Source organism: Robbsia sp. KACC 23696 (genome assembly GCF_039852015.1).
Classification (GTDB): Bacteria; Pseudomonadota; Gammaproteobacteria; order Burkholderiales; family Burkholderiaceae; genus Robbsia.
The window spans coordinates 3095300-3118721 of record NZ_CP156626.1; the positions used below are offsets into that span (position 1 = coordinate 3095300).

Consider the following 23422-nt stretch of genomic DNA (forward strand, 5'->3'; position numbering starts at 1 on the left):
AAATCCGCTGTCGACGTCGCGCCGACTTAATTGGAAGAGCCGGTCGCGCCCGAAGCGGGGGCATCGTCGGCACCCGGCGGACGCGCGAGCAGCGAGGATCCGCCGGCCGGACGCAGATGGTTCGGCGTCGTCAGGTGGAACTGCGGCTCCGGTGCACTCTGCACCGACGAGGTCGGTCCGGCGTGGACGACGTTCGACTGCGGCACATTCCGAGCACGGACCGTCGTCGCCGGCGAGGACGCCGCCAAGGCGTTGTTCGCGGCATCGGCAGCGCGCTGGTTCGCCGGTTCGGCGCTCGCGGCACTGGCCCCGCTGGCGGCGGCAGCGGCCGGGGCCGGCTTGGCCTTGGCATTGTCGCTTGCGCGCTGATCCTTGCGCAGGCGCAGCCAGCTGCGTTCGCTGCGGGAGCTGTCGATCATCTCGATCAGGTCCTGATTCGACGGCAGGTCGTTGGCGCCGCTCCAACTGACGACGGTATCGCCATTGAAGTTGACCACGACATCGCGCTGTTCGACGACGGACGTCGAGCCACGCTTGAAGTAAAAAATATAATCCCAGCGTTCCGGGTGGAACATGTCCGTCAGCAGCGGCGTGCCGAGCGCAGCGCGCACTTCGTCTCGCGTCATGCCCGCATGCAGCTTGGCTGCCGCGTCGCTAGAGACGAAATTGCCCTGCACGATCGTCACGCGATACGGCGTCACATGTTGCACGATCCGACTCGTCATGCTGTTGTACGTCGAACAGCCCGCCAGAACCGACGCGCCCAGCGCGGCGGCCAGCGACGCCAGGCGCATCTTATGCTTGTACGAAGTCATTGAACCTCATCATTGAAGCCGTTTTGTTCCATCCGTCCCACCCGCGACGTCTCCCCGACAGCAGCCCGCATGGCGGTCTTTTCGTACGGTAACGTCCGGCGGCACGAAAAACCCATTATTATTGGGGCCTCGTATTGTACTCTAGGCAGAATCACCGATGACCAATCCATCCGACCTCAAAAGCAAGGGACTGAAAGCGACGCTGCCGCGCATGAAGATCCTCGACATCTTCCAGAACAACGGCGACCGCCATTTGACGGCCGAAGATGTCTACCGCGAGTTGATCCAGGAAGAACTGGATATCGGGCTGGCGACCGTCTACCGTGTGCTGACGCAGTTCGAACAGGCCGGCATGTTGTCGCGCTCCACGTTCGAGTCCGGCAAGGCCGTGTTCGAGCTGAAAAAGGACCACCATGACCACCTGGTCTGCATCGATTGCGGCCACGTCGAAGAATTCTTCGATGCCGAGATCGAGAAGCGGCAGCATAACATTGCCGAGCAGCGAGGATTCAAGTTGCAGGACCACGCATTGGCACTTTATGGTGTCTGCACGCGCGAGCAATGCCCGAATCGCAAGTCCTGACGGCCTGCCGGACCGATAAATGGCGGTCCACGCTGTAATGCGGTGAAAAAAATGAGAAAGGGGAGAAAATCCGGAAAACCCGGATTTCCTCCCCTTTTTGTCGTCCGTCGCCTTTTTTACCGGACGGCACAGCCGGAAAAGCCTGCGCCGTCACTCAATGATCCGGCAACGGATTACGCCGAATTTACTTGGCGTTGGCAAATGCGACCGTCGTATCCAGCATGCGATTCGAGAAGCCCCACTCGTTGTCGTACCAGCTCGACACCTTGACCAGATTGCCGGTGACCTTCGTCAGCGTGGCATCGAAGGTCGAGGACGCCGGATTATGGTTGAAGTCGACCGACACCAGCGGCGCCGTGTTGTAGGCCAGAATGCCCTTCAACGGACCCGATTCCGACGCTTCCTTCAGGATCGCGTTGACTTCGTCGACGGTGGTGTCCCGCGCGGCGACGAAGGACAGATCGACGATCGACACATTGATCGTCGGGACGCGAATCGCATAACCGTCCAGCTTGCCGTTCAATTCCGGCAGCACCAGACCGACGGCCGCGGCCGCGCCGGTCTTCGTCGGGATCATGCTGTGCGTGGCCGAACGGGCGCGGCGCAGATCTTCGTGATACACGTCGGTCAGCACCTGATCGTTCGTGTAGCTGTGGATCGTCGTCATCAGACCGCTGACGACGCCCAGCTTGTCGTGCAGCGGCTTGACCAGCGGCGCCAGGCAGTTCGTCGTGCACGAGGCATTCGAAATCACCGTGTCGCTGGCCTTCAGCACGCCATGGTTCACGCCATAGACGATCGTCGCATCGACATCCTTGCCGCCGGGCGCCGAAATGATGACTTTCTTCGCGCCGCCCTTCAGGTGGGCACTGGCCTTTTCCTTCGTCGTGAAAAAGCCGGTGCATTCCAGCACCACGTCCACACCCAGCTCGCCCCACGGCAGTTCGGCCGGGTTGCGGTTTGCCAGGACCTTGATCTTGTCGCCGTTGACGACCAGATACTCGCCCTCGACCGATACCGTGCCCGGGAAACGCCCGTGCGCCGTATCGTACTGCGTCAGATGCGCATTGGTATTCGCATCACCCAGGTCATTGATGGCCACGATCTCGATGTCGTGTTTCTTGCCACCTTCATAGAACGCGCGCAGCGTGTTACGGCCGATGCGGCCATAACCATTGATTGCAACCCGAACCGTCATGGTACGTCTCCTATCGATTGAAAAAAATCAGTCGAGCACCGTCTTCACGGTCTTCACCACGTTGTCCACGGTGAAGCCGAAGTGCTGGAACAGCACCGGCGCCGGGGCCGATTCGCCGAACGTGTCGATACCGACCACGCCGCCCTCGAGACCCACGTATTTGCGCCAGAAGTCGCTGACTCCCATTTCGATCGCGACCCGTGCCACGCCCTTCGGCAGCACGCGTTCGCGGTATGCGGCATCCTGCCGGTCGAACACATCGGTCGACGGCATGGATACGACCCGGGCACCGATCCCGACCTGCTGGAGCGCCTCGACGGCCTCCATCGCCAGGCCTATTTCGGAGCCGGTAGCCAGCAGAATGACCTTGCGCGCCGGAATCTCTTCGTTCCAATCGAGCAGCACATAGCCACCGCGGGCGATGTTGGCGATCTGCGCGTCGGTACGCGCCTGGAACGGCAGGTTCTGGCGGCTAAAGATCAGCGCGGCCGGGCCGGTCTTGCGTTCGACGGACTGCGTCCACGCCACGGCCGATTCGACCGTGTCGCACGGACGCCAGACGTCCAGATTCGGAATCATGCGCAGGCTGGCCACGTGTTCGATCGATTGGTGCGTCGGGCCGTCTTCGCCCAGACCGATCGAATCGTGCGTGAAGACGAACAGCGAGCGCGCCTTCATCAGCGCGGCCACGCGCAAGGCGTTGCGGCTGTAATCCGAGAACGTCAGGAACGTCCCGCCGAAGGTGACGAAGCCGCCGTGCGCGACGATGCCGTTGATCGCCGCGCTCATGCCGAATTCGCGCACACCGTAGTTGATGTAGTTGCCGCCCTGCGTGCCTTCGGCGCTCGCGCGAACCGGCTTTGCCGCTTTCCAGTTCGTCAGGTTCGAGCCGGTCAAATCGGCCGAGCCGCCGAGCAATTCCGGCAGCGCCGCGGCCAGGCCTTCGATGGCCTGTTGCGACGCCTTGCGCGTTGCCACCGTTTCGGCGCGGCTGTTCGCGCCGTCGACGATCGCGGCAGCCTGCGTCGCCCAGTCGGCCGGCAGCTCACCGCGCATGCGGCGGCCAAACTCGGCGGCTTCCGTGGGAAACGCCGCGCCATAGGCGGCGAAACGGGCATCCCATTCGGCTTGGGCTTGCTTGCCGGTTTCGCGCGCATCCCACGATGCGTAGATTTCTTCCGGCACTTCGAATGCCGGGTACGGCCAGCCCAGCGCGGCACGCGTCGCGGCGATTTCATCCGCGCCCAGCGCGGCGCCGTGCACGTCATGCGTGCCGGCCCTGTTCGGCGAACCCTTGCCGATCACCGTCTTGCAGCAGATCAGCGACGGCTTGCCCGCCGCCTTGGCGGCCGTGATGGCGGCATCGACGGCGGCGATGTCGTGACCGTCCACGCCGCGCACGACGTTCCAGCCATAGGCCTCGAAGCGCTTCGGCGTGTCGTCGCCGAACCAGTATTCGACATGACCATCGATCGAGATGCCATTGTCGTCGTACAGCACGATCAGCTTCGATAGGCCCAGCGTACCGGCCAGCGAGCAGACTTCGTGCGAAATCCCTTCCATCAGGCAGCCGTCACCGACGAAAGCATAGGTGTGGTGATCGACGATATCGTGGCCCGGGCGGTTGAACTCACGCGCCAGCAGCACTTCGGCCAAGGCCATGCCCACCGCGTTCGCGATGCCCTGGCCCAGCGGTCCGGTGGTCGTCTCGACACCTGCGGTGATGCCCCATTCCGGGTGACCCGGCGTCTTGCTGTGCAATTGACGGAACTGCTTCAGTTCGCCGATCGGCAAGTCATAGCCGGTCAGATGCAGCAATGCGTACAGCAACATCGAACCATGGCCGTTCGAGAGCACGAAACGGTCACGATCGAACCACAGCGGATCCGACGGATTGTGCTTCAGGTGTTTCTGCCACAGCGCCACGGCGATTTCGGCCATGCCCATCGGCATACCCGGGTGGCCGGACTTTGCCTTTTCCACGGCGTCCACGGCAAGGAAGCGGATCGCATTGGCTAGGGGCGTCATCTGGCTGCTGGTCTGGAGAGTCATGGTGTCGAGAGCTGGCGCCGTCGCCGTACGCGGCGCAAACCCGCCCGGCGCCGGCCATTGCCGCGCGGTGCGAGTCTCGCCGCGGCCGACCACGACGCGGGATGCATGGAGAGTACGTCCACGATACGTCCCCTCCGGCAGGCGGGTCTGCGGCAGATGCCGCGACGAAAGCGCACACCGGTTGGGCACATCATTCTAACAGAACCCCCAGTGTAGAATGGCCGCATGCCAAGTCCCCGATTCTTCGTCGATCTGCCGCTGGCCGCCGGCACGACGCTCTCCCTCCCGGCCGAAACCGTGCGGCACCTGCAGGTCCTCCGACTCCGCGACGGCGATGCGCTGACGCTGTTCAACGGCAACGGCAAGGCCTATGACGTGCGGCTCGACCTGCTCGAGAAACGCGCCGCGCAGGCCAGCGTGCTCGCCGAACAAGTGGACGTCGGCGATGCCGAACCGCCCTATCGGATCGAATTGGTCCAGGGTCTGGCGAGCAACGAGAAAATGGATTGGCTGATCGAGAAAGCCGTCGAGCTTGGCGTCGACACGATCACGCCCGTCCTCGCGCAGCGCAGCGTCGTCAAGCTGCAGGGCGAGCGACTGGAACGCCGCCACGCGCACTGGGAAGCGCTGGTCCGCGCCGCTTGCGAGCAATGCGGGCGGAATGTGATCCCGACGATGCGGGTGCCGCAGTCGTTCGAGCGCGTGTTGGCCGAGCGCGGCGCCGATAAAGCGGTGACCGACGGCAGCGCCGACGACCCCGCGACGCCGCTGCGCTGGCTGCTGTCGCCACGCGCCGCGACACCGTTTGCGCAATTGCCGACGACGGCGCCGCGCGCCACGGTCCAATTATGGATTGGCCCGGAAGGGGGGTGGTCGGATCAGGAAGAAGCGGCGGCGCGAGAGGCCGGCATCGCCGCCTTATCGCTGGGACCGCGCGTGTTGCGCACCGAGACGGCCGGCATGGCCGTTCTGGCCGCGTTGGCGGGGCGATGGGGCGGCTGGTGATCGGCGCCGCTACGGCACCGATCTCGTCTTAGATGAAGGAATAGAACACGCGGAAGGACACGCCGCGCTCGGCCCAGAATTCCGACGCTTCGCGGAATACGTCCAACAGGTTTTCACGCGCTTCCTTGTCGAACTTCTGCACGGCCGGCAAGCTGTCCAAGACGATGACGAAACCGGTCTGCCGCCCGGACTTCGCGACCAGATCGGTCAGCGAATCGTAGAGCGCATCGAAGTTTTTCCCAAAATGTTTCGGGAAATAAAAGGCGCGTGAAATCGCCTCGAGTACTTCACCCTTGGTGTTCGCCGCCGAGCAATCGGCATAGAAGAAATGTTGGTCGAGTCGCTTCGCCTGCTCGGCGAGATCGATCACCCGGAACGCGCGGATCGATTGCACGATATTGGACCGCACCGTGCGGAACATGTCGACCGTCGTGTCCTCGGGCACACTGGGAGCCGTTGGCTGGCGCTCCACCGCGCTGTCGCGCAGCGACATGACCCGACGGAACAGGTTCAAGTCGCTGCGTCCGAAAAGATCAACTGCGACGACGGTCTCTTGCGCAGAATGGTTGCCGCTCATACCGTTGTCATCCCTGGATTCGTTTGAAACTGCTGTAATGGTCGTCCGAGTAGAAACAGGCATCAGGCTGTCTCGGTGGCCCGCCACACACAATGCGCCGCGCTCCGCGGTCCCGCGCGCGCGGTGTCGGTACCGTGTACTCCCGATAATAGCCGCGCGGTTCGCGCGGCAGCAACTTTTCGCGATTGCCGAATATGACGCCGTCCTTCTCGTACCGGAAAGGACCGCCGTCACGTATTTCGCCTAATACCCGCCGAGCCTCGGTCGGCAATGCATCCGCCCCAATCGCGGCACCCGCGAAAGTGGCCAGGCGCCTCGCGCCCTCGGCATTGTCGGTGCCGTCCGGCGTGTATTGCCGGCTTTGCCAACCCTGCCGCGCCTCGGCGGAGGCCAGCAGATGCACGGAAACGCCGTGCCCACCCTGCGCATCGACGCCTGCCGCCCCATTTCCAGCGCCGACGCCCAACCAGGCAGCCAGCAGCACGGCCGCAGTCGCAACGGCACGTACGGGTTTGGCGCGTCGGACATCCTTCGTCCGACATCCGGAGGAAGACGCGATATCGCTTTCACGCCGTCCCATGCGCAGCACGCGCTGCCACCCGCTTTCCGACACAATACCCATGCTAAGACACCGGCGACGCGGCTGAGTTCATCGCCGCTGCAGAAAAAAGGTCGACGCTGCACCAGCAGCGGCAAAAGTCCTGCGCCGGCCGGCACTCATCACCGTACCGAACCCTTGCCACCGAGCAATGATTGCTTAGGCTGGCACTTTTTCTGCTGTCCGGAAGGCGTAGTCGCACGCCGTTCTTCACGTCTCAAGGACGCCGCTCGACGCCCCCTTTCGCACGAAAGAATACGCGCCAAGGCGTTAGCCTAACCTGAAGACACAGGCAAATCAATCAGATATCGGAATTTGGCCGGGGTCCGGCATGTGTCGCGGACCCGGTTTGTCCCCCTACGACGGGAGACGGAGAAGGAAAATACGAGACAGCCGACCATCGACGCAGTAGTCGGCTGTCCATGGCGGAATCAGTGCCGAAGCTCTTCCGCCACGATGTCGGCCACAAGCAGCGCCGCCATATTGACGATACGGCGCACCGTCGCCGATGCCGTCAGGATGTGCACCGGTTGCTTGGCACCCAGCAAGATCGGACCGATCGCGACATTATTGCCCGCTGCCGTCTTCAGCAGATTGTAAGCAATATTTGCTGCATCAATATTCGGCATGACCAGCAGATTGGCGTTTCCGGTCAGCGTCGAGTCCGGCAACTGATCGGCGCGCAATTGCGCGTCCAGGGCGACGTCGCCGTGCATTTCACCATCGACTTCCAGATCCGGCGCGGTTTCGCGAAGGATGTCGAGCGTGTCGCGCATCTTCTGCGCGCTCGGTCCCTTGCTCGAGCCGAAATTCGAATGGGACAACAAGGCGACTTTCGGCTCGATGCCGAAACGCCGCACTTCTTCCGCCGCCATGACGGTGATTTCGGCCAATTCGGCCGGCGTCGGATCGTAGTTGACATGCGTGTCGACCAGGAAAATCTGACGGCCCGGCAGCAGCAGCGCATTCATCGCCGCGTAGACGGTCGCACCATCGCGCTTGCCGATCACTTGATCGATGAAGTGCAAATGGCGGTGCGTCGTGCTGATCGTGCCGCAGATCAAACCGCGCGCTTCGCCCTTCTTCACCAGCATCGAACCGATCAAGGTCGGGCGGCGACGCATTTCCAGCTTGGCCGACTGCGCGGTCGTGCCTTTGCGCGACTGCATCTTGAGGTAAGTTTGCCAGTAGTCGCGGTAGCGCTCGTCGAATTCCGGATTGACGATGCGGAAGTCCTGATCCTGAACCAGACGCAGACCATAACGCGTGATCCGTTGCTGGATAACCGCCGGGCGTCCCACGAGGATCGGGAAGCAGATCTTTTCATCGACCAGGATCTGCACCGCGCGCAGCACACGCTCTTCCTCGCCTTCGCTGAAGACGATCGTCTTCTGTTCCGACGTGGCGGCGCGCGCCACTTGGAACACCGGCTTCATGATCGTGCCGCTTTGGTAGACGAACTGCTGCAGATGCTGCTCGTACGCGTCCATGTCCTCGATCGGACGCGTCGCCACGCCGTCGAGCATCGCCGCTTTCGCAACGGCCGGCGCGATCTTGACGATCAGGCGCGGGTCGAACGGCTTGGGGATCAAATACTGCGGGCCAAACGACAGGTCTTCGATGCCGTAGGCCGTGGCCACCACATCGCTCTGTTCCTGGCGTGCCAATTCGGCGATCGCATTGACCACCGCGATCTCCATATTCTTCGTCACCGTCGTGGCGCCGACATCGAGTGCCCCGCGGAAGATGAAGGGGAAGCACAGGACGTTGTTGACCTGGTTCGGATAGTCGGTACGACCGGTGGCGATGATCGCGTCCGGACGCACGGCCAGTGCCGCCTCCGGCAGAATTTCCGGATTCGGATTGGCCAGCGCCAGAATCAGCGGATCCTTCGCCATCTTGACGACCATCTCCGGCTTCAACACGCCGCCGGCGGACAGGCCCAGGAAAATATCGGCGCCGTCGATGGCTTCCGCCAGCGTACGCAGTTCGGTCTCACGGGCAAACTGCTCTTTCTTCGGATCCATCAATTCGACGCGGCCCTTGTAGACCACGCCGGCCAGATCGGTCACGATCACGTTCTCGAGCTTCAGGCCGAGGTCGAGCAGCAATTCAAGGCAGGCGAGCGCCGCGGCGCCCGCACCGGAAGCCACCAGCTTCACTTCCGAGATGGGCTTGCCGACCACTTTCAAACCATTGGTGACAGCGGCCCCCACGACGATCGCGGTACCGTGCTGATCATCGTGGAATACCGGGATTTTCATCCGCTTACGGCATTCGCTCTCGACGATGAAACAATCGGGAGCCTTGATGTCTTCGAGATTGATGCCGCCGAAAGTCGGCTCCAGCGCTGCGATGACATCCACCAGCTTGTGCGGATCCATCTCGTTCAACTCGATATCGAACACATCGATACCGGCGAACTTCTTGAACAGCACTGCCTTGCCTTCCATCACCGGCTTCGATGCCAGCGGACCGATATTGCCGAGACCCAATACCGCGGTACCGTTCGACACCACACCGACCAGATTGCTGCGTGCGGTAAACCGCGCCGCGTTCAAGGGATCCGCGACGATCTCTTCACACGCCGCGGCCACGCCTGGCGAATACGCCAGGGCGAGGTCGCGCTGATTCATCAACTGCTTCGTCGGGGCGATGGCAATCTTGCCCGGCGTCGGAAATTCGTGGTAATCGAGCGCGGCTTCGCGCAATTTGTCATTCACGGGTGTGGACATGAGAACCTGGCAGAAAGCGGTCGAGCACCGACCAAAAAGCAATAACGATCCAGCGACGGCAGGGTGACGGCAACAACGTAAACGATACTGCCACGATCACGGCAGCGGCGTCATGCGCACCGACGCATGGCGTCCAAGGCGCGCTATCGACAACCCGCTTGCACCGCAACCCCTGCGTCAACGATCGAACTATTTGCACCATCGCGTAAGACAAGGCGTCGGCGTGCGGAAAACGCCGCGCGCCGCGCCGCGACATCGCCTCGGCCGACGCCTGGGCCGGCCGCGAAATCGTTGACGTGTCGGCGCATTGTAGCGCCAAATGTCGCGACAAATACCGGCCCCGCCGCTAGAAGTACGCTATTGCGCCGCATCGAACGCGGCAATGCTGCATCGCAGCAGCGCGCGTGTGGGCGCCTCACCGACTTCGCGCGCGCATGCCGCATCGCACCATGAGACGACGTATCCCGCGCCCTCGCTGTCGCTGCCCCGCTTGGACGGACATCAATCGCGCACCGATGCGTTGTGCCTGCCCGGCGCCCGACCACGCGGGACCGAATGCGGGCACAATACCGGGCGCGGCATCGGCTGTCGCCATCGACCTTTCTCCCCTTCCGATCGCCTGAAATCGGGCGCGTTTCCTCTCGGTATGCCAACAGAATTCGAACTGATCGATCAGATTTTCCTGAAGCGCGCACGGGCCGTACGGCAGCGTGCCGCGCAGCCCTCGCGCGATATCGCGCGCGGGGTCACGCAATTAGGAATCGGCGACGACTGCGCGCTGCTGGATTTGCCGGCGGGACAGGTTTTGGCGGTCTCCACCGACATGCTGGTGAGCGGCCGACATTTCCTTCCCGACGTCGACCCGCGCAAACTCGGCCATAAATCGCTCGCCGTCAATCTGTCCGATCTGGCCGCGATGGGCGCGACGCCGGTGGCGTTCACACTGTCGCTGGCGTTACCCGCCGAGATCGCCGCGGACGCGGTCTGGCTCAACGGTTTCGCCGAAGGACTGTTCGCGTTGGCCGAGCATCACGGCTGCGAGCTGGTGGGCGGCGACACGACGGCCGGTCCGTTGACGATCAGCATCACGATCTTCGGCGCCTTGCCGCAAGGGACCGCCTTGCGTCGGGACGCGGCGCGGGCAGGCGACGACATCTGGCTCTCGGGCACACTCGGCGATGCGCGTTTGGCCTTAGGTCTGATGCGCCAGGATTGGCCGTTGTCGGCACTCGGCATCACGTCGGCGGCGACCGAGACCGACACCCTGGAGCGCGTGCGGGTCGCGATGGAGCAGCCGCACCCTCGCATAGCCTTGGGCGAACAATTGCGCGGACTGGCCCATGCGGCGATCGATCTGTCCGACGGCCTTGCCGGTGATCTGGCCCATATCGCCCGACGCTCGGGTTTGCTGGCCGTCGTCGATGCCGATGCGGTGCCGCGCTCGGGCCGACTGGCCGCCTGCTCGTTGGATATCCAGCGCATCTGCACCTTGAGCGGCGGTGACGACTACGAGCTGTGCTTCACCGCACCGGTGGACGCTCGTGCCGCATTGGAAGCGCTGAATGGACAGCCGTCGATCGACGGCATCGCGCTGACGCGCGTCGGCACGATGCGCGCCACCGATGATGCGCCTGACACGCTTGCCGCCGACACGACGGCCCCGCACCGCACACCCGATGCGGGCAAGGACGATGACGTTGCCGGCGGCGCCGCGGCGGCTCTCGGCCAGGCCGGTCAGGTACACTGGGTCGCGCACGACGGCACCCGCCTCTCTCTTTCCTTGACCGGTTTCGATCACTTCGATGCAGCCTGATCCGCACTCCTCCGACGACACCCCCCGCACCGCCGCACCGGTCGCCCCGGCGACTTCCGCGGCGCACGTCGATCCGACGGCCGCGAAACGGCAGCGCCCGACGCTGCGCTTCATGCTGTCCCATCCGGTGCATATCGCCTCGCTGGGTTTCGGCAGCGGTCTGTCGCCCATCATGCCCGGCACCTGCGGCACCTTGTTCGGCTGGGCGGTATTCGCCATCCTGCAACCCTGGCTGTCTTCCGCCGCCTGGGCCGCGCTGATCGTCATCGGTTTCCTCGCCGGCATCGGCTTCTGTGGCTTCACCGCGCGTCACATGAATACGCCGGATCCCGGTGCCGTGGTCTGGGACGAAATCGTTGCGATCTGGCTGGTACTCTGGCTCGCCGCGCCGACCGGTTTCGTCGCGCAGCTAATCGCCTTCCTCGTCTTCCGTTTTTTCGACATGGTGAAGCCTCCTCCGATACGCTATTTCGATCAGCGACTGAAGGGCGGCTTCGGCATCATGTTCGACGATCTCGTCGCGGCGTTCTTCTCGCTAGTGGTGCTGGCCATTGGGCATCGTCTGTTCGCCTGAGCCCCCTCAATGTGACGTAAGCGGCGATACCGCCGCAATATCGCTACCGGAGCTGTCGATGTCGCACGCACCTCTTTCCCGTCTCGCCTCTCAAAGCGTCGCGCCCGCCCCGTCATTCGAGGCGGTGGCGCAGCAAGCCGCACAGCTGGGACAGCGCCTGATCGCGCGCGGCTGGATGGTCAGCACCGTCGAATCCTGCACTGGTGGATTGATCGCCGCGGCGCTGACCGAAGTGGCCGGCAGCAGCGCGTGGTTCGAGCGGGGTTTCGTCACCTATTCGAACGAAGCGAAGACCGAAGCGGTCGGCGTTCCCAGCGATTTGATCGTCGCGCACGGTGCCGTCAGCGAAGCGGTGGCGGCCGCGATGGCGCGCGGCGCATTGCTTGCGAGCCGCGCGCGGATCGCGGCATCGGTGACCGGCGTTGCGGGGCCCGGCGGTGGCAGCGTGGAAAAGCCGGTGGGTACCGTGTGTTTCGGCTGGGCCTATTGGCCGGATGGCGCACTTCGCCAGGAACAAGCGAGGGAGGGGAATACGTTGGTGCTGCGTGGGGAGCCGCTGGTCCACACGGTGACCTGTCATTTCGACGGGGATCGGCGCGACGTCCGGCTTCGCAGTGTGCGGCACGCATTGCAGGGACTGGATGCCCTGCTGCCCGCCGCAGACATCCGGTAAATTACGCAACCGTCCGATCAGGCCGCCAGCGCGGCATTGATCGCATCGCGCGTCTCGCGCGCCGCATCGGCCGCACGCGCGGCGAAATCCGGGCCCTTCCCCGCGTAGAGGATCGCGCGCGACGAGTTGATCATCATCCCGGTGTTGTCACCGGTCTTGCCGGCGGCCACCGTCGCCTGCACATCGCCGCCCTGCGCGCCGATGCCCGGAATCAGCAAGGGCATATCGCCGACGATTTCGCGCACGCGGGCGATTTCCGCCGGGAAGGTTGCGCCCACCACCAGCGACAGTTCACCGCTGGCATTCCATTCGCGTGCCGCCTTTTCCGCGACGACCTGATACAGCGGACGCGCCGCCGTGCCGGCAGCGGACGTTACGTCGAGAAACTGCAGATCCGATCCACCTGGATTCGAGGTCCGGCACAAGACGATGACGCCCTTGCCCGGATAGGCGAGATAGGGCTCGATCGTATCGAAACCCATATACGGATTCACCGTCACCGCATCGGCCTGATAGCGTTCGAATGCTTCCCGCGCGTACTGCTGTGCGGTGGAGCCGATATCGCCGCGTTTGGCGTCGAGGATCACCGGCAGTCCCGGATGCCGTGCGTGGATATGCGCGATCAATCGCTCGAGCTGGACTTCGGCGCGGTACGCCGAAAAGTAGGCGATCTGCGGCTTGAAAGCACTCGCATAAGGCGCCGTCGCGTCGGCGATATCGCGGCAGAACGTGAAGATATGCTCGGGATCGATCGCCCCCTGGCCGGCGTCCGCGCCGACCAGCGACAGCGGCAACCGGCTGGGTTCCGGGTCCAGCCCGACGCACAGCAGGGAACCGGTGCGTTGCCACGCGGCACGCAGCATGCCGTTGAACGACGGCGTTGCAGAAGAGGAGGACACAGACGGATGAACTGACATGGAATGACCGGAACGCGAGACGGACCGCCAGACAGGGTGCTGGCGAGCGCCGTGGGAAATAAGCGCGATTCTACCTTACCGGGGCACTGTCACCGCGTTCATCCGCGCCTGAATGACACCGGTGCGTTGCCGAAGATACGGTGAGCCCGGATGCGCGTCAAAATAGCGCGGATCCGGCAACATCACCGCGAGCCGGGCAGCCTGCGCCGAAGAAAGGCGCGATGCCGGCACATGAAAATAGTGCTGCGCGGCCGCTTCCGCGCCATAGATCCCATCGCCCCACTCCACGGAGTTCAGATAGATTTCCAGGATGCGGCGCTTGTCGAGCAGCGTGTCGAGCATCGCGGTGATGATCAGTTCCTGCGCCTTGCGGATGTAGTTTTTCTCCGACGACAGGAAAAGATTGCGCGCCAATTGCTGCGTGATCGTCGAGCCGCCGCGGGCCATGCGCCCGGCGCGTTGATTACGATCCCAGGCCTGCATCATGGCCTCGGTATCGAAGCCCGGATTTTCAACGAAGGTGGCATCTTCGGATGCCACCACCGCGCGCTTCAGCGTCAGCGAGATCGCCTCGTAGGGCACCCAGATGTGCTGCAAAGGACGCTTATCGCCGTCATGCGCCATGCGCCAGCTGCCTGCGCGCATATAGGCCGTCGAACCGGGATCGACAAAGCGCCACCAGACGATATTGCCGATATAGAACACCTGCGTCGCACACCAGGCGATCAGAAACAGCAACACGACCCGCATGAAGCGGGAGCGGAGCCATCGCCGAGGCGGGGAGCGGGTGGCCACGTTCTCACTGCCCGCGGGTGGCGGCACGCAGCGTCGCCAGCACGGGCCGGCCGTCCGGACGAATGCCCCGCCAAAGCAGGAACGACTCGGCCGCCTGCTCGACCAGCATGCCGAGGCCATCCGCGACGTCGGCACCCGCGGCCTGCGCCGCCACCAGGAACGGGGTCAGCGCGGCACCGTACATCATGTCGTAGACCAGCGTGCCGGCACCGATCGCGCCCTCCGGCACATCCGGCAAGTCGCCGCCGATACTGCTCGACGTACCATTGATGACGATGTCGTAGCGTTGCGCGGCGGCATCGGCACCCTCGGCTGCAGCGCCCGGGACCGCACGCGAAAACGGCATCAGTCGCGAGGCATCCACGGCCGCCAATTCGACACCGAGCCGGGCCGCATCGGCGGCAAACCGATCCTGCAATTCCACCGCACGGGCCGCGGTGCGATTGGCGATATGCAATTGCGACGGGCGACCGTCCAGCATCGGCAGTATCACGCCGCGTGCCGCGCCGCCGGCACCGAGCAGCAAAACCCGCTTGCCCGCGAACGCACGCCCCAGATTGCGCTCGATATCACATACCAGACCGGCGCCGTCGGTGTTGTCGCCTTCGATACGGACACGCTCGCCTTCCTGCAAGAACCGCAGCGTATTAACCGCGCCCGCTGCCGCCGCGCGCGGCGTCAACACATCGGACAAGGCATACGCTTCCAACTTGAAAGGCACCGTGACATTCATTCCCCGTCCACCGATGGCGGCAAACGCCCGTACCGCGTCGGCGAAACCATCGAGCGGCGCCAGCACGCGGTCATAGTGCAAGGCCTGACCGGTCGCCTCGGCAAAGGCCGCGTGGATCGCCGGCGACTTGCTATGCGCGATCGGATGGCCGATCACCCGGTAGCGATCGACACCGACCGGCACGTGCTGTTCCGCATCGTCGCCGGCAGTCGATTGCGGTGCCTGGCCCGCGGCGCTCACAGCGGTTTCTCCGTCGTCGCGCCGGCCTGCAGTGCGGCCTGATCGCGGTTTTCCGTCACCGTCGCTTCCTGGTCGAATGCATCGCCGCGATCCGCCGCGTCGTGCACCGGGGCCGATGCAGCGTCGGTGTCGTCGGCCAGCGCGACCGACGACGATGCGTCGGCGTCGGCGGCAGCGCTGTCCGCCTCGCCTTCCGCTGTCGACGTGCTCTCGTCACCGGCCGCTTCGCTGTCCGCGCTCTCGCCGGCATTGGCACCGTCGCCCACCGGGCTGTCGAGCACCTGTACCAGGCGGCACGACAGATCGACATTCAGCTCATCCATCTCGACGATGTCCAGCAGCAAACGCGTACCACGCGCATGCACCCCGATGGCGGGCACGATCATCGTCAGCGGAATTTCCTCGAAGCGCACCAGATCGCCCTTGATTACTTGCGCGACCATCTGCTTGCGTGCTTCCTGGCGCAGCCACCGCAGACACCAGAACTTCTCCATCTTGTGCTGATGCTCGGCGTAGGCCGAATAGGTCTCGTCGAAACCTTGCACGACCGCGTACAGATCCGCGTCCTTCGGCTTGAACGGCGCCACCATTTTTGCCGCCACGCCATTGCGGGTGATGGCCACCAGTTGCCATTGATTCACCAGATCGACATAGCGACGCAGCGGCGACGTGCTCCACGCATATTGCGCGACGCCCAGCCCTTCGTGCGGTGCCGCCGACGTCTGCATCCGGGTCCGGTTCGGTCCGAATGCGCGTTGCGCGCGGTAAATGCCAGGCACGCCGTGCTCCGCGAGAAAGGCACCCCAGTTGCTGTTGGCCGCGATGGCCAATTCGGCAACGATCAAATCCAACGGCGCGCCGCGACGCCGCGGCGCGATGGTCACATGCTCGCCGTCGATGTAGAAATTGAAGTCCGCCGAACGCTGCGTTTCACGACGCAGGCCATTCGCGATCCGCGTCTGTTGGCGTTTCTCGTGCAAGGCCTGCGCGACCGGCCACAAGGCGACGATATCGTCACGGTGCGGATAGTCGCCCTCATTGGCCGCCAACGATTCCTCGGTCACGATCGGATCGAGTTCGTTGGTGCGCAGATTGTGCGAGATAAAGACTTTTTCGACGCGCGTCTCGGTGGCCAGCACCTCGTAGTTCTGCTTGTCGAAAATCAGGTACAAGGACACGGCCGGACGGAAATCGCCCTCGTTCAACGTAAAGGCATCGACCACTTCCGGCGGCAACATCGTGATCTTGTCGCCCGGCATATAAACCGTCGACAGGCGCGCACGGGCGATCGCATCGATCGCATCGTCCTTCGCGATGCCCAGCGACGGCGCCGCGATGTGGACGCCGACGCGCAAACGCTCATCCGGCAGATGCGTCACCGAGATCGCATCGTCGATTTCGGTCGTCGTAATGTCGTCGATCGAGAAAGCGCGCACGCCCGCATCGGGCAGTTCGTCGAGCGGTGTCGAGACCTCGACCGGCGGGAAACCGGTGCCGCCCGGGAAATACTCGGCGGTAAATTTCGTTTCATGCCAGACACGCGGCGACTCGATGCCGCCGCAGGCGATCATCAGCTGCGCCGCGGTCATGCCGCGCGCGGCGGCGGCGGCTTCCATCGCCTTGTATTCGATCGTATTCTTGTCCGGCCGCACCAGCAGTGCAACGACCTTGCCCTTGAAGACGTCCGGCAAGCGCCCGGCGATCAATTCCTGCGTGTAGCCGTCCTGGACCAGCGCCTGCTCCGCCTTGCGCGCCAGCGCGGCCAATGCCGCCTTCAATTGCTCTTCCGGCGCCCGCTGATAATTGCCGCGACCCTTGCGACGGAAATACACCGGCGACGCATGAATGCGCAGCGCCAGCGCGGCGCGCTGCACCGCCGTCGGCTTTTCGCCGTAGTACTCGGCGGCAAGCGCGGCGAAGTTGAATTCGTCGGCGCCGGCCACTTCCCAAAGAAAATCCAGATCGATATCGGCCGCGTCGGCCTCGGCCTGCTTGACGAGCTCTGCCGGTGTCGGGGTGGCGAACTCCACCATCACGTCGCGGCCCTTGACCTTGGCACGTCGACCGCCCGGCAACTCCACCTGCAGCGCGTCACCGTTCTGCGAGAGCACGGTGCCCGCCTTGAAACTGCCGGATTCTTCAAAAAAAACGTTCACGCTCTACCCTTTCTCCGCATGCGACTGCGGTCGTTCCAACCGTGTGCGCAGTGACACGGCGGTGGCGACGGCCGCCGGTCGGCGACCCTCGTCGATTGATTCAATTGGCCAGACGGCCGGATCCTGTAACGACGGCGGCGATCCCACCCGAGGCGGCCCCGATCGACAGCGCCGAGCGCCCGACGTCGTTGACGTCGATGTCCGCATCCGCACAGGACGCGACTGCGCCGGGCAACGGCGCGACATCGATGCCGCAGAATGCCAGCACCGCATCCAGATGATCGTCGAAATCGCTGATGGCGTGGTTGCTGCCCTCGATCAGCGTCGTTTTTGCGCCCGCGTAGTGCGCCAGCATATCGCGGTAGTCCAACACCTCGTCGCCGGTGGCGGCAAGGAGGAAATACTGCCGCGGATCGCGGATCGTCTCCACCCGCAGCGCGCGCAGTTCGTCGAGATGTCGTGGTTCGACGAGAATCGACCCGCCGCCATGCCACAGCGGCTGCTCACCCAGAAAACGTTCGAGACTCGCATCCGGCTTGGTCGCCGGATTCATCACCACGGCACGGCAGCCGATCCTTTCCGCCAGCCAGGTCGCGTAATAACCGCCCAAGGAGCTGCCGATCAGGGTCAGATCGTTCGCCGGCGTGTTGCCGATGATCGATTCCGCCAGGCGGATCGCTTCGTACGGGCTGACCGGCAACTGCGGGCAGCGCCAGGCGTTGATGCGCCCGAGCACGGCCAAACGTCCGGCAAGCCGACGCGCCTTGAAGGAACGAGGAGAAGAACGGAATCCGTGCAAGTAGAGGATCAATGGGCTTTCCGGTTCGCGGCGCGCTGCAGCAGCGCATCGAGCAACTTCTGATGCACGCCGCCGAACCCGCCATTGCTCATGACCAGCACCTGATCGCCGGCACGGGCTTCGTGCACGACCGCAGCGACCAGTCGATGCAAATCGTCGAAGGCCTGCGCCCGGTCGCCCAGCGGCGCCAACGCGTCGGCCAGATTCCAATCCAATGCCGTCTTGCCGCTGGGTGCGTGATAGGCGAACGTCACATCGGCGCCCTTCAGGCTGGCCGGCAAAGCGGCCTTCATCACGCCCAGTTTCATCGTGTTCGAGCGCGGCTCGAGAACCGCGAGGATACGCCCGGGCGTGGCGTTCGCCGCCCCCGCCTCGGTGGACGGCCTGGCCGCGCGCGCCATCGCGGCGCGCAGGCCGGCAATCGTCGTCTCGATGGCCGTCGGGTGATGCGCGAAATCGTCGTACACCGTGACGCCATCGACCTCGCCGCGCTTTTCCATGCGACGCCGAATGCCGCGAAACGTGCCGAGCGCCTGCGCAGCGACGTCCGGCAGCACGCCGACATGGTGCGCCGCCGCGATGGCAGCTAGCGCATTCATGACATTATGCCTGCCCTGCAGATCCCACTTGACCTCGGCCAGCATCCGCCCCTGCCACGCCACGCCAAAATGCGCGTCGTCCAAGGCCGGCGCCGGCGCGCCGGCGACTGGCTCGGCGTTCACCGACGCCACGGCCGGCAGCACCCGCGCCTCCCAGCCGTTCTCCACGCCGAAGCGTTCGACCTCGCTCCAGCAACCGCGTTGCAAAACCCGGTCCAGCGCGGGCGCGGTGCCATTCGATACGATCCGGCCCAGTCCCGGGACGGTGCGGATCAAGTGGTGGACCTGGGTCTCGATCGCGGCCAGATCGGCAAAGATATCGGCGTGATCGTATTCGAGATTGTTCAGAATCAGCGTACGGGGCCGGTAGTGAACGAATTTGGAGCGCTTATCAAAGAAAGCGGTGTCATATTCGTCCGCCTCGATGACGAAGAACGACGAATCGGTCAGTCGCGCGGAAATCCCAAAATCCTGCGGCACCCCGCCGATCAGGAAACCCGGCGCGAAGCCGGCCTGATCCAGGATATGCGCGAGCATCGAGGTCGTGGTCGTCTTCCCGTGCGTTCCCGCGACGGCAAGCACCCATTTATCGGCCAGCACGTGCTCGGACAGCCACTGAGGCCCCGAGGTATAGGGCAGTCCGCGATCGAGAATGCGCTCCATCAGCGGGTTGCCGCGAGAGATCACGTTGCCGATCACATACAGGTCGGCGCCAATTGCCGCCGGATCCGCATCATAGCCATCGGTGAGGTCGATTCCCTGGCTGGCCAATTGCGTGCTCATCGGCGGATAGACCGCCGCGTCGCAACCGGTGACCCGGTGCCCGGCTTCGCGCGCCAGCACCGCCAGACCTCCCATGAACGTACCGCAGATGCCGAGAATATGAATATGCATGGACCACGCCGGACGACGGATATCGAAACCGGTGCATTGTACCCGAGCCCCCGTCTAGGCCCTGCCGAATCTCGGGTATCATGGCCCGATGGCACGTAAACCCGCACTTGACCCCAGGCGCGTTCGCGAGGAAATCGCGGCGGTTGCAGCGAAATTGATTGCCGAGGACGGCTTCGACTTTGCCAGCGCCAAACGCAAGGCCGCCCGACAACTGCTCGGTGACTCCCGCATTGCCGGCGAATGGTTGCCGGACAACGAGATGCTCGAGGACGAAGTCCGCGAATACCAATCGCTATTCCAGTCGGACAGCCAGCCGGCGATTCTGTTCGCGATGCGACGCATCGCGCTGCAATGGATGGGCCGCCTCGCCGCCTTCGATCCGTATGTGACCGGCGCCGTCTGGAACGGTACCGCGGGCGCGCACTCCGACATCCACCTGCAATTGTTCTCCGATGCCAGCAAGGACATCGCCATCTTCCTGCTGAATGCGGGAGTGGAATACGATGCGGGCGAAAGCCGTCACGCCGGTGGCAAGGGCATGGTCGAAACATTGAGCTTCGTGGTGCGCGACGACGCCTTGCGCGAAGCGCAGGCGGGCGACACCGACGCCCCGCACGGGCTGGGCGGTGCGCACGCCGGCGCCGATGGCACCGTCGGCATCCACTTGTCGCTCTATCCCGAAAACGACCTGCGCGGCGCGATGCGCAGCGATCCGCGCGGCCGCCCCGTTCGCGGCACGGCCCGAATGCTGAGCGATATGCTCGAAGCGCAGGAAGACGCCTGAGTCACCGCGAAGGGGGCAAATATTTACAGAACATTACATGTTCCGTGCGCTCGCCCCACCCCTCGCCGTCGCATCTCCGAACGGCACGCCGGCAATTTTTCGCTGGACAGTTTTTTTCAAATAGCGGTAAAGTCGCGCAACTTCGCGAATTCTGCCGCGAACCCCCAGGTTGTTGCAGCAACACGACATTTTGCACGATGCGGCGCCCGAACCTTGTCCCTACAAATAGCGGCGCCCTGGGGATCTCCCTAGGATAGCCTGACTTTTTTGCGATAAGCATGCGATTTAGGCGAAGTTAGGGTACGATGGCGCGATTGAGACTCAGGCGCCCTTGTTTATCGGCGTCGTGCGTCAGCCCCGGGCTCGCGACCTCGACCGACGCGGCAACGTGGACGTCGACCGACTGGAAACGGTCGGCCGGCGTCCCGCGCTGACATGTCATGCGCGCCGTCGTGCGGTCGGCCGTCGCGGCCCGCGGCCCCCGATTATCTGAAGAAATTCAACGGAGCTTTTTCGATGGACCTACGTAAACTGAAGACCTTGATCGACCTGGTGGCCGAGTCCAGCATTTCGGAACTCGAGATCACGGAAGGCGAAGGCCGCGTGCGCATCGTCAAGAATGCGGCGCCTGTCTACGCGGCGGCAGCGCCAACGGTCCAATATGCGGCGGCACCGGTCGCCGGCGCGCCCGCAGCGGCTGGCGCCCCGAGCGCCCCGGCCGCTCCGGCTGCACCGCAAGGCCATATCGTGACGTCGCCGATGGTCGGCACCTTCTACCGCGCACCGTCGCCGGGCGCCGATGCCTTCGTCCAAGTGGGCGACACGGTCAAGGAAGGCCAGACGATCTGCATCATCGAAGCGATGAAGCTGTTGAACGAAATCGAAGCCGACAAGAGCGGCGTGATCAAGGAAGTGCTGGTCGAAAACGGCCAAGCCGTCGAATACGGTCAGCCGTTGTTTGTCATCGGCTGATTGTGCGCGGCCAGGGCGCTGCCGATGGATGGCGCGGTTCGACCGCGCCTCGTCGGACACCGCCCTCGCCGATGTCGTCTTCGGCATTCGGTCGCCGCCCGCGTCGCGCGTTCCGGCCGAATGCCGGGACGCCGGCGCCGGATCGGCCGCATACCGCACCCGAGCGCTCAAGGACGCGGGTGCCGAACATTTACCCGGGCGGCGCCTGTACCAGACGTTCCGCCCAGTTCCGACACTTTTCGTGCCTTTTCGATTGATCCCGGCGACCGGTAACGATCGTCCGACATTCCGCTAGGCCTTTCAGCTATGTTCGAAAAAATTCTTATTGCCAACCGCGGGGAAATCGCGCTGCGCATCCAGCGCGCCTGCCGCGAGCTTGGTGTCAAGACCGTGGTGGTCTACTCCGAGGCCGACAAGGAAGCCAAGTACGTGCGGCTGGCCGACGAAGCCGTGTGTATCGGTCCGGCGCCGTCGAACCTCAGCTATCTGAATATGCCGGCGCTGATCAGCGCCGCGGAAGTGACCGATGCCGAGGCGATCCATCCCGGCTATGGCTTCCTTTCCGAGAATGCCGATTTCGCCGAGCGCGTCGAGCAATCCGGCTTCACCTTCATCGGTCCGCGTCCGGAAACGATCCGAACGATGGGCGACAAGGTGCAAGCCAAGCAAGCGATGATCCGCGCCGGCGTGCCGTGCGTGCCGGGTTCGGAAGGCGCATTGCCGGAAGATCCGAAGGAGATCGTCAAGATCGGCCGCGCGGTGGGTTATCCGGTGATCATCAAGGCAGCGGGTGGTGGCGGCGGTCGCGGCATGCGCGTCGTGCACAGCGAAGCCGCCTTGATCAACGCGGTCAATATGACGCGTGAAGAAGCCGGTCGCGCCTTCGGCAACCCCGAAGTCTATATGGAGAAGTTTCTGCAGAATCCGCGTCACGTGGAAATCCAGATCCTCTCCGATACCTTCAAGAACGCCATCTGGCTGGGCGAACGTGACTGCTCGATGCAGCGGCGACATCAGAAGGTGATCGAGGAAGCACCGGCACCGGGTATTCCGCGTCGCCTCGTCGAGAAGGTGGGCGAACGTTGCGCCGAGGCCTGCAAGAAAATGGGCTATCGCGGCGCCGGTACGTTCGAATTCCTGTACGAGAACGAAGAGTTCTACTTCATCGAGATGAACACGCGTGTCCAGGTCGAACACCCGGTCACCGAGTTGATCACGGGCGTGGACATCGTGCAGGAACAGATCCGCATCGCCGCTGGCGAAAAGCTGCAGATCCGCCAACGCGACGTCGAACTCCGCGGCCATGCGATCGAATGCCGGATCAATGCGGAAGATCCGCACAAGTTCACGCCATCGCCCGGTCGTATCACGTCGTGGCATCCGCCCGGCGGCCCTGGCATTCGCGTCGATTCGCATGCCTATGACGGTTATTTCGTGCCGTCGAACTACGACTCGATGATCGGCAAGGTCATCGCCTACGGCGCCACGCGCGACCAGGCGATCAAGCGGATGCAGATCGCGCTGTCGGAAATGGTCGTCGAAGGCATCAAGACGAATATCCCCTTGCATCGTGAATTGATGGCCGACGGCGCCTTTATCGCCGGCGGTACCAGCATTCACTATCTGGAAGAACGGCTGGCCGCGAACAAGGCTGCCGAGGACGCCGCCAAGGCCTGAGGCCGACCGCCGGTGTTCGACACCGGTGCATCACGGCGAGCAACGTGCCCGTGACGCCCCGCTTTCACTGCCGCGCGACTGAACCGTGGACCGATGCCATCGTGGCATCGCCACCGCTCAGCCGCGCGGTTTTTGCATTTTGCGCCACCAGTCTATCCGGCAGCCGATGCGCGCAACCGTTGCGACGATTACATCGCGTATCATCCGGGTTTGGACGGTCGAATAGGAGTATC

Annotated in this window: 18 protein-coding genes and 3 pseudogenes; 8 read left to right on the plus strand and 13 right to left on the minus strand. The window is 63.9% G+C overall.

The annotated features are described in order from the left end of the window. Window positions 1-26 precede the first annotated feature (26 nt). Window positions 27-815, minus strand: coding sequence for an outer membrane protein assembly factor BamE (gene bamE, locus ABEG21_RS12960; RefSeq protein ID WP_347554972.1), 789 nt, complete (start codon window positions 813-815; stop codon window positions 27-29). A 157-nt stretch (window positions 816-972) separates the two neighbouring features. On the opposite strand from bamE, the gene fur reads away from it, so the two are divergent. Continuing rightward, window positions 973-1398: a ferric iron uptake transcriptional regulator gene (gene fur, locus ABEG21_RS12965; protein ID WP_347554973.1), complete on the plus strand. Its 426-nt coding sequence runs from the start codon at window positions 973-975 to the stop codon at window positions 1396-1398. 184 nt (window positions 1399-1582) lie between these two features. Here the strand turns inward: fur and gap are convergent, their stop codons facing one another. Beyond that, window positions 1583-2596, minus strand: coding sequence for a type I glyceraldehyde-3-phosphate dehydrogenase (gene gap / locus ABEG21_RS12970; protein WP_347554974.1), 1014 nt, complete (start codon window positions 2594-2596; stop codon window positions 1583-1585). Window positions 2597-2623: 27 nt separating this feature from the next. Continuing rightward, window positions 2624-4648 (minus strand): transketolase, encoded by a 2025-nt coding sequence (tkt, locus tag ABEG21_RS12975; protein ID WP_347554975.1) that lies wholly within the window; start codon window positions 4646-4648, stop codon window positions 2624-2626. A gap of 225 nt (window positions 4649-4873) precedes the next feature. Here tkt and ABEG21_RS12980 point away from each other — a divergent pair, with 225 nt between their 5' ends. Beyond that, the gene (locus ABEG21_RS12980) at window positions 4874-5653 is read left to right on the plus strand and encodes a 16S rRNA (uracil(1498)-N(3))-methyltransferase (protein ID WP_347554976.1); all 780 of its coding nucleotides are present in this window, start codon (window positions 4874-4876) and stop codon (window positions 5651-5653) included. A gap of 28 nt (window positions 5654-5681) precedes the next feature. Here the strand turns inward: ABEG21_RS12980 and ABEG21_RS12985 are convergent, their stop codons facing one another. The 3 genes and pseudogenes from ABEG21_RS12985 to ABEG21_RS12995 form a co-directional block, all read right to left on the minus strand. Continuing rightward, on the minus strand, window positions 5682-6230 hold the full coding sequence (locus ABEG21_RS12985; protein ID WP_347556785.1) for a barstar family protein: 549 nt from the start codon (window positions 6228-6230) through the stop codon (window positions 5682-5684). 7 nt (window positions 6231-6237) lie between these two features. Then, window positions 6238-6459 (minus strand): annotated as a pseudogene (locus tag ABEG21_RS12990) (ribonuclease domain-containing protein); the annotation flags it as partial. 800 nt (window positions 6460-7259) lie between these two features. Next, the gene (locus ABEG21_RS12995; protein WP_347554977.1) at window positions 7260-9563 is read right to left on the minus strand and encodes an NADP-dependent malic enzyme; all 2304 of its coding nucleotides are present in this window, start codon (window positions 9561-9563) and stop codon (window positions 7260-7262) included. Window positions 9564-10209: 646 nt separating this feature from the next. On the opposite strand from ABEG21_RS12995, the pseudogene thiL reads away from it, so the two are divergent. The 3 genes and pseudogenes from thiL to ABEG21_RS13010 form a co-directional block, all read left to right on the plus strand. Continuing rightward, window positions 10210-11178, plus strand: a pseudogene (gene thiL / locus ABEG21_RS13000) (thiamine-phosphate kinase); the annotation flags it as partial. A gap of 187 nt (window positions 11179-11365) precedes the next feature. Further along, complete coding sequence (locus tag ABEG21_RS13005; protein ID WP_347554978.1) at window positions 11366-11950, plus strand: phosphatidylglycerophosphatase A; 585 nt, start codon at window positions 11366-11368, stop codon at window positions 11948-11950. 58 nt (window positions 11951-12008) lie between these two features. Beyond that, on the plus strand, window positions 12009-12623 hold the full coding sequence (locus tag ABEG21_RS13010) for a nicotinamide-nucleotide amidohydrolase family protein (protein ID WP_347554979.1): 615 nt from the start codon (window positions 12009-12011) through the stop codon (window positions 12621-12623). A gap of 17 nt (window positions 12624-12640) precedes the next feature. On the opposite strand, the gene pyrF is transcribed toward ABEG21_RS13010, so the two are convergent. The 6 genes and pseudogenes from pyrF to mpl all read right to left on the minus strand — a co-directional run bounded on the left by pyrF (window position 12641) and on the right by mpl (window position 19756). After that, window positions 12641-13486 (minus strand): orotidine-5'-phosphate decarboxylase, encoded by an 846-nt coding sequence (pyrF, locus tag ABEG21_RS13015; protein ID WP_347556786.1) that lies wholly within the window; start codon window positions 13484-13486, stop codon window positions 12641-12643. A gap of 129 nt (window positions 13487-13615) precedes the next feature. Continuing rightward, window positions 13616-14290, minus strand: a complete 675-nt coding sequence (gene mtgA / locus ABEG21_RS13020) for a monofunctional biosynthetic peptidoglycan transglycosylase (protein WP_347556787.1) — start codon at window positions 14288-14290, stop codon at window positions 13616-13618. A 49-nt stretch (window positions 14291-14339) separates the two neighbouring features. Beyond that, the gene (gene aroE / locus ABEG21_RS13025) at window positions 14340-15251 is read right to left on the minus strand and encodes a shikimate dehydrogenase (RefSeq protein ID WP_347556788.1); all 912 of its coding nucleotides are present in this window, start codon (window positions 15249-15251) and stop codon (window positions 14340-14342) included. Between the two features lie 53 nt (window positions 15252-15304). Beyond that, a complete protein-coding gene (locus tag ABEG21_RS13030) occupies window positions 15305-17464 on the minus strand; it encodes a ribonuclease catalytic domain-containing protein (RefSeq protein ID WP_347554980.1) in 2160 nt (719 codons plus the stop codon). A 253-nt stretch (window positions 17465-17717) separates the two neighbouring features. After that, window positions 17718-18275, minus strand: a pseudogene (locus ABEG21_RS13035) (YqiA/YcfP family alpha/beta fold hydrolase); the annotation flags it as partial. Beyond that, window positions 18272-19756, minus strand: a complete 1485-nt coding sequence (mpl, locus tag ABEG21_RS13040; protein WP_347554981.1) for a UDP-N-acetylmuramate:L-alanyl-gamma-D-glutamyl-meso-diaminopimelate ligase — start codon at window positions 19754-19756, stop codon at window positions 18272-18274. The gene mpl and the pseudogene ABEG21_RS13035, both read right to left, overlap by 4 nt. Window positions 19757-19844: 88 nt before the next feature. Here mpl and ABEG21_RS13045 point away from each other — a divergent pair, with 88 nt between their 5' ends. Further along, complete coding sequence (locus tag ABEG21_RS13045; protein WP_347554982.1) at window positions 19845-20540, plus strand: UDP-N-acetylmuramate--alanine ligase; 696 nt, start codon at window positions 19845-19847, stop codon at window positions 20538-20540. Window positions 20541-20835: 295 nt separating this feature from the next. Here ABEG21_RS13045 and ABEG21_RS13050 read toward each other — a convergent pair whose 3' ends face one another. Beyond that, entirely contained in the window at window positions 20836-20982 is a 147-nt protein-coding gene (locus tag ABEG21_RS13050; protein ID WP_347554983.1) for a hypothetical protein, read from the minus strand. 74 nt (window positions 20983-21056) lie between these two features. Here ABEG21_RS13050 and accB point away from each other — a divergent pair, with 74 nt between their 5' ends. Together accB and accC are read left to right on the plus strand one after the other, a co-directional pair. Then, the gene (gene accB / locus ABEG21_RS13055; RefSeq protein ID WP_347554984.1) at window positions 21057-21512 is read left to right on the plus strand and encodes an acetyl-CoA carboxylase biotin carboxyl carrier protein; all 456 of its coding nucleotides are present in this window, start codon (window positions 21057-21059) and stop codon (window positions 21510-21512) included. 306 nt (window positions 21513-21818) lie between these two features. After that, window positions 21819-23189, plus strand: a complete 1371-nt coding sequence (gene accC / locus ABEG21_RS13060; protein ID WP_347554985.1) for an acetyl-CoA carboxylase biotin carboxylase subunit — start codon at window positions 21819-21821, stop codon at window positions 23187-23189. Window positions 23190-23422 lie beyond the last annotated feature (233 nt).

What these genes read in the sequence shown, in the direction of transcription:
- bamE (WP_347554972.1), bottom strand. Translation starts at nt 815, where the DNA reads ATGACTTCGTACAAGCATAAGATGCGCCTGGCGTCGCTGGCCGCCGCG.
- fur (WP_347554973.1), top strand. Translation starts at nt 973, where the DNA reads ATGACCAATCCATCCGACCTCAAAAGCAAGGGACTGAAAGCGACGCTG.
- gap (WP_347554974.1), bottom strand. Translation starts at nt 2,596, where the DNA reads ATGACGGTTCGGGTTGCAATCAATGGTTATGGCCGCATCGGCCGTAAC.
- tkt (WP_347554975.1), bottom strand. Translation starts at nt 4,648, where the DNA reads ATGACTCTCCAGACCAGCAGCCAGATGACGCCCCTAGCCAATGCGATC.
- ABEG21_RS12980 (WP_347554976.1), top strand. Translation starts at nt 4,874, where the DNA reads ATGCCAAGTCCCCGATTCTTCGTCGATCTGCCGCTGGCCGCCGGCACG.
- ABEG21_RS12985 (WP_347556785.1), bottom strand. Translation starts at nt 6,230, where the DNA reads ATGAGCGGCAACCATTCTGCGCAAGAGACCGTCGTCGCAGTTGATCTT.
- ABEG21_RS12995 (WP_347554977.1), bottom strand. Translation starts at nt 9,563, where the DNA reads ATGTCCACACCCGTGAATGACAAATTGCGCGAAGCCGCGCTCGATTAC.
- ABEG21_RS13005 (WP_347554978.1), top strand. Translation starts at nt 11,366, where the DNA reads ATGCAGCCTGATCCGCACTCCTCCGACGACACCCCCCGCACCGCCGCA.
- ABEG21_RS13010 (WP_347554979.1), top strand. Translation starts at nt 12,009, where the DNA reads ATGTCGCACGCACCTCTTTCCCGTCTCGCCTCTCAAAGCGTCGCGCCC.
- pyrF (WP_347556786.1), bottom strand. Translation starts at nt 13,486, where the DNA reads ATGCTGCGTGCCGCGTGGCAACGCACCGGTTCCCTGCTGTGCGTCGGG.
- mtgA (WP_347556787.1), bottom strand. Translation starts at nt 14,290, where the DNA reads ATGCGGGTCGTGTTGCTGTTTCTGATCGCCTGGTGTGCGACGCAGGTG.
- mpl (WP_347554981.1), bottom strand. Translation starts at nt 19,756, where the DNA reads ATGCATATTCATATTCTCGGCATCTGCGGTACGTTCATGGGAGGTCTG.
- ABEG21_RS13045 (WP_347554982.1), top strand. Translation starts at nt 19,845, where the DNA reads ATGGCACGTAAACCCGCACTTGACCCCAGGCGCGTTCGCGAGGAAATC.
- ABEG21_RS13050 (WP_347554983.1), bottom strand. Translation starts at nt 20,982, where the DNA reads ATGACATGTCAGCGCGGGACGCCGGCCGACCGTTTCCAGTCGGTCGAC.
- accB (WP_347554984.1), top strand. Translation starts at nt 21,057, where the DNA reads ATGGACCTACGTAAACTGAAGACCTTGATCGACCTGGTGGCCGAGTCC.
- accC (WP_347554985.1), top strand. Translation starts at nt 21,819, where the DNA reads ATGTTCGAAAAAATTCTTATTGCCAACCGCGGGGAAATCGCGCTGCGC.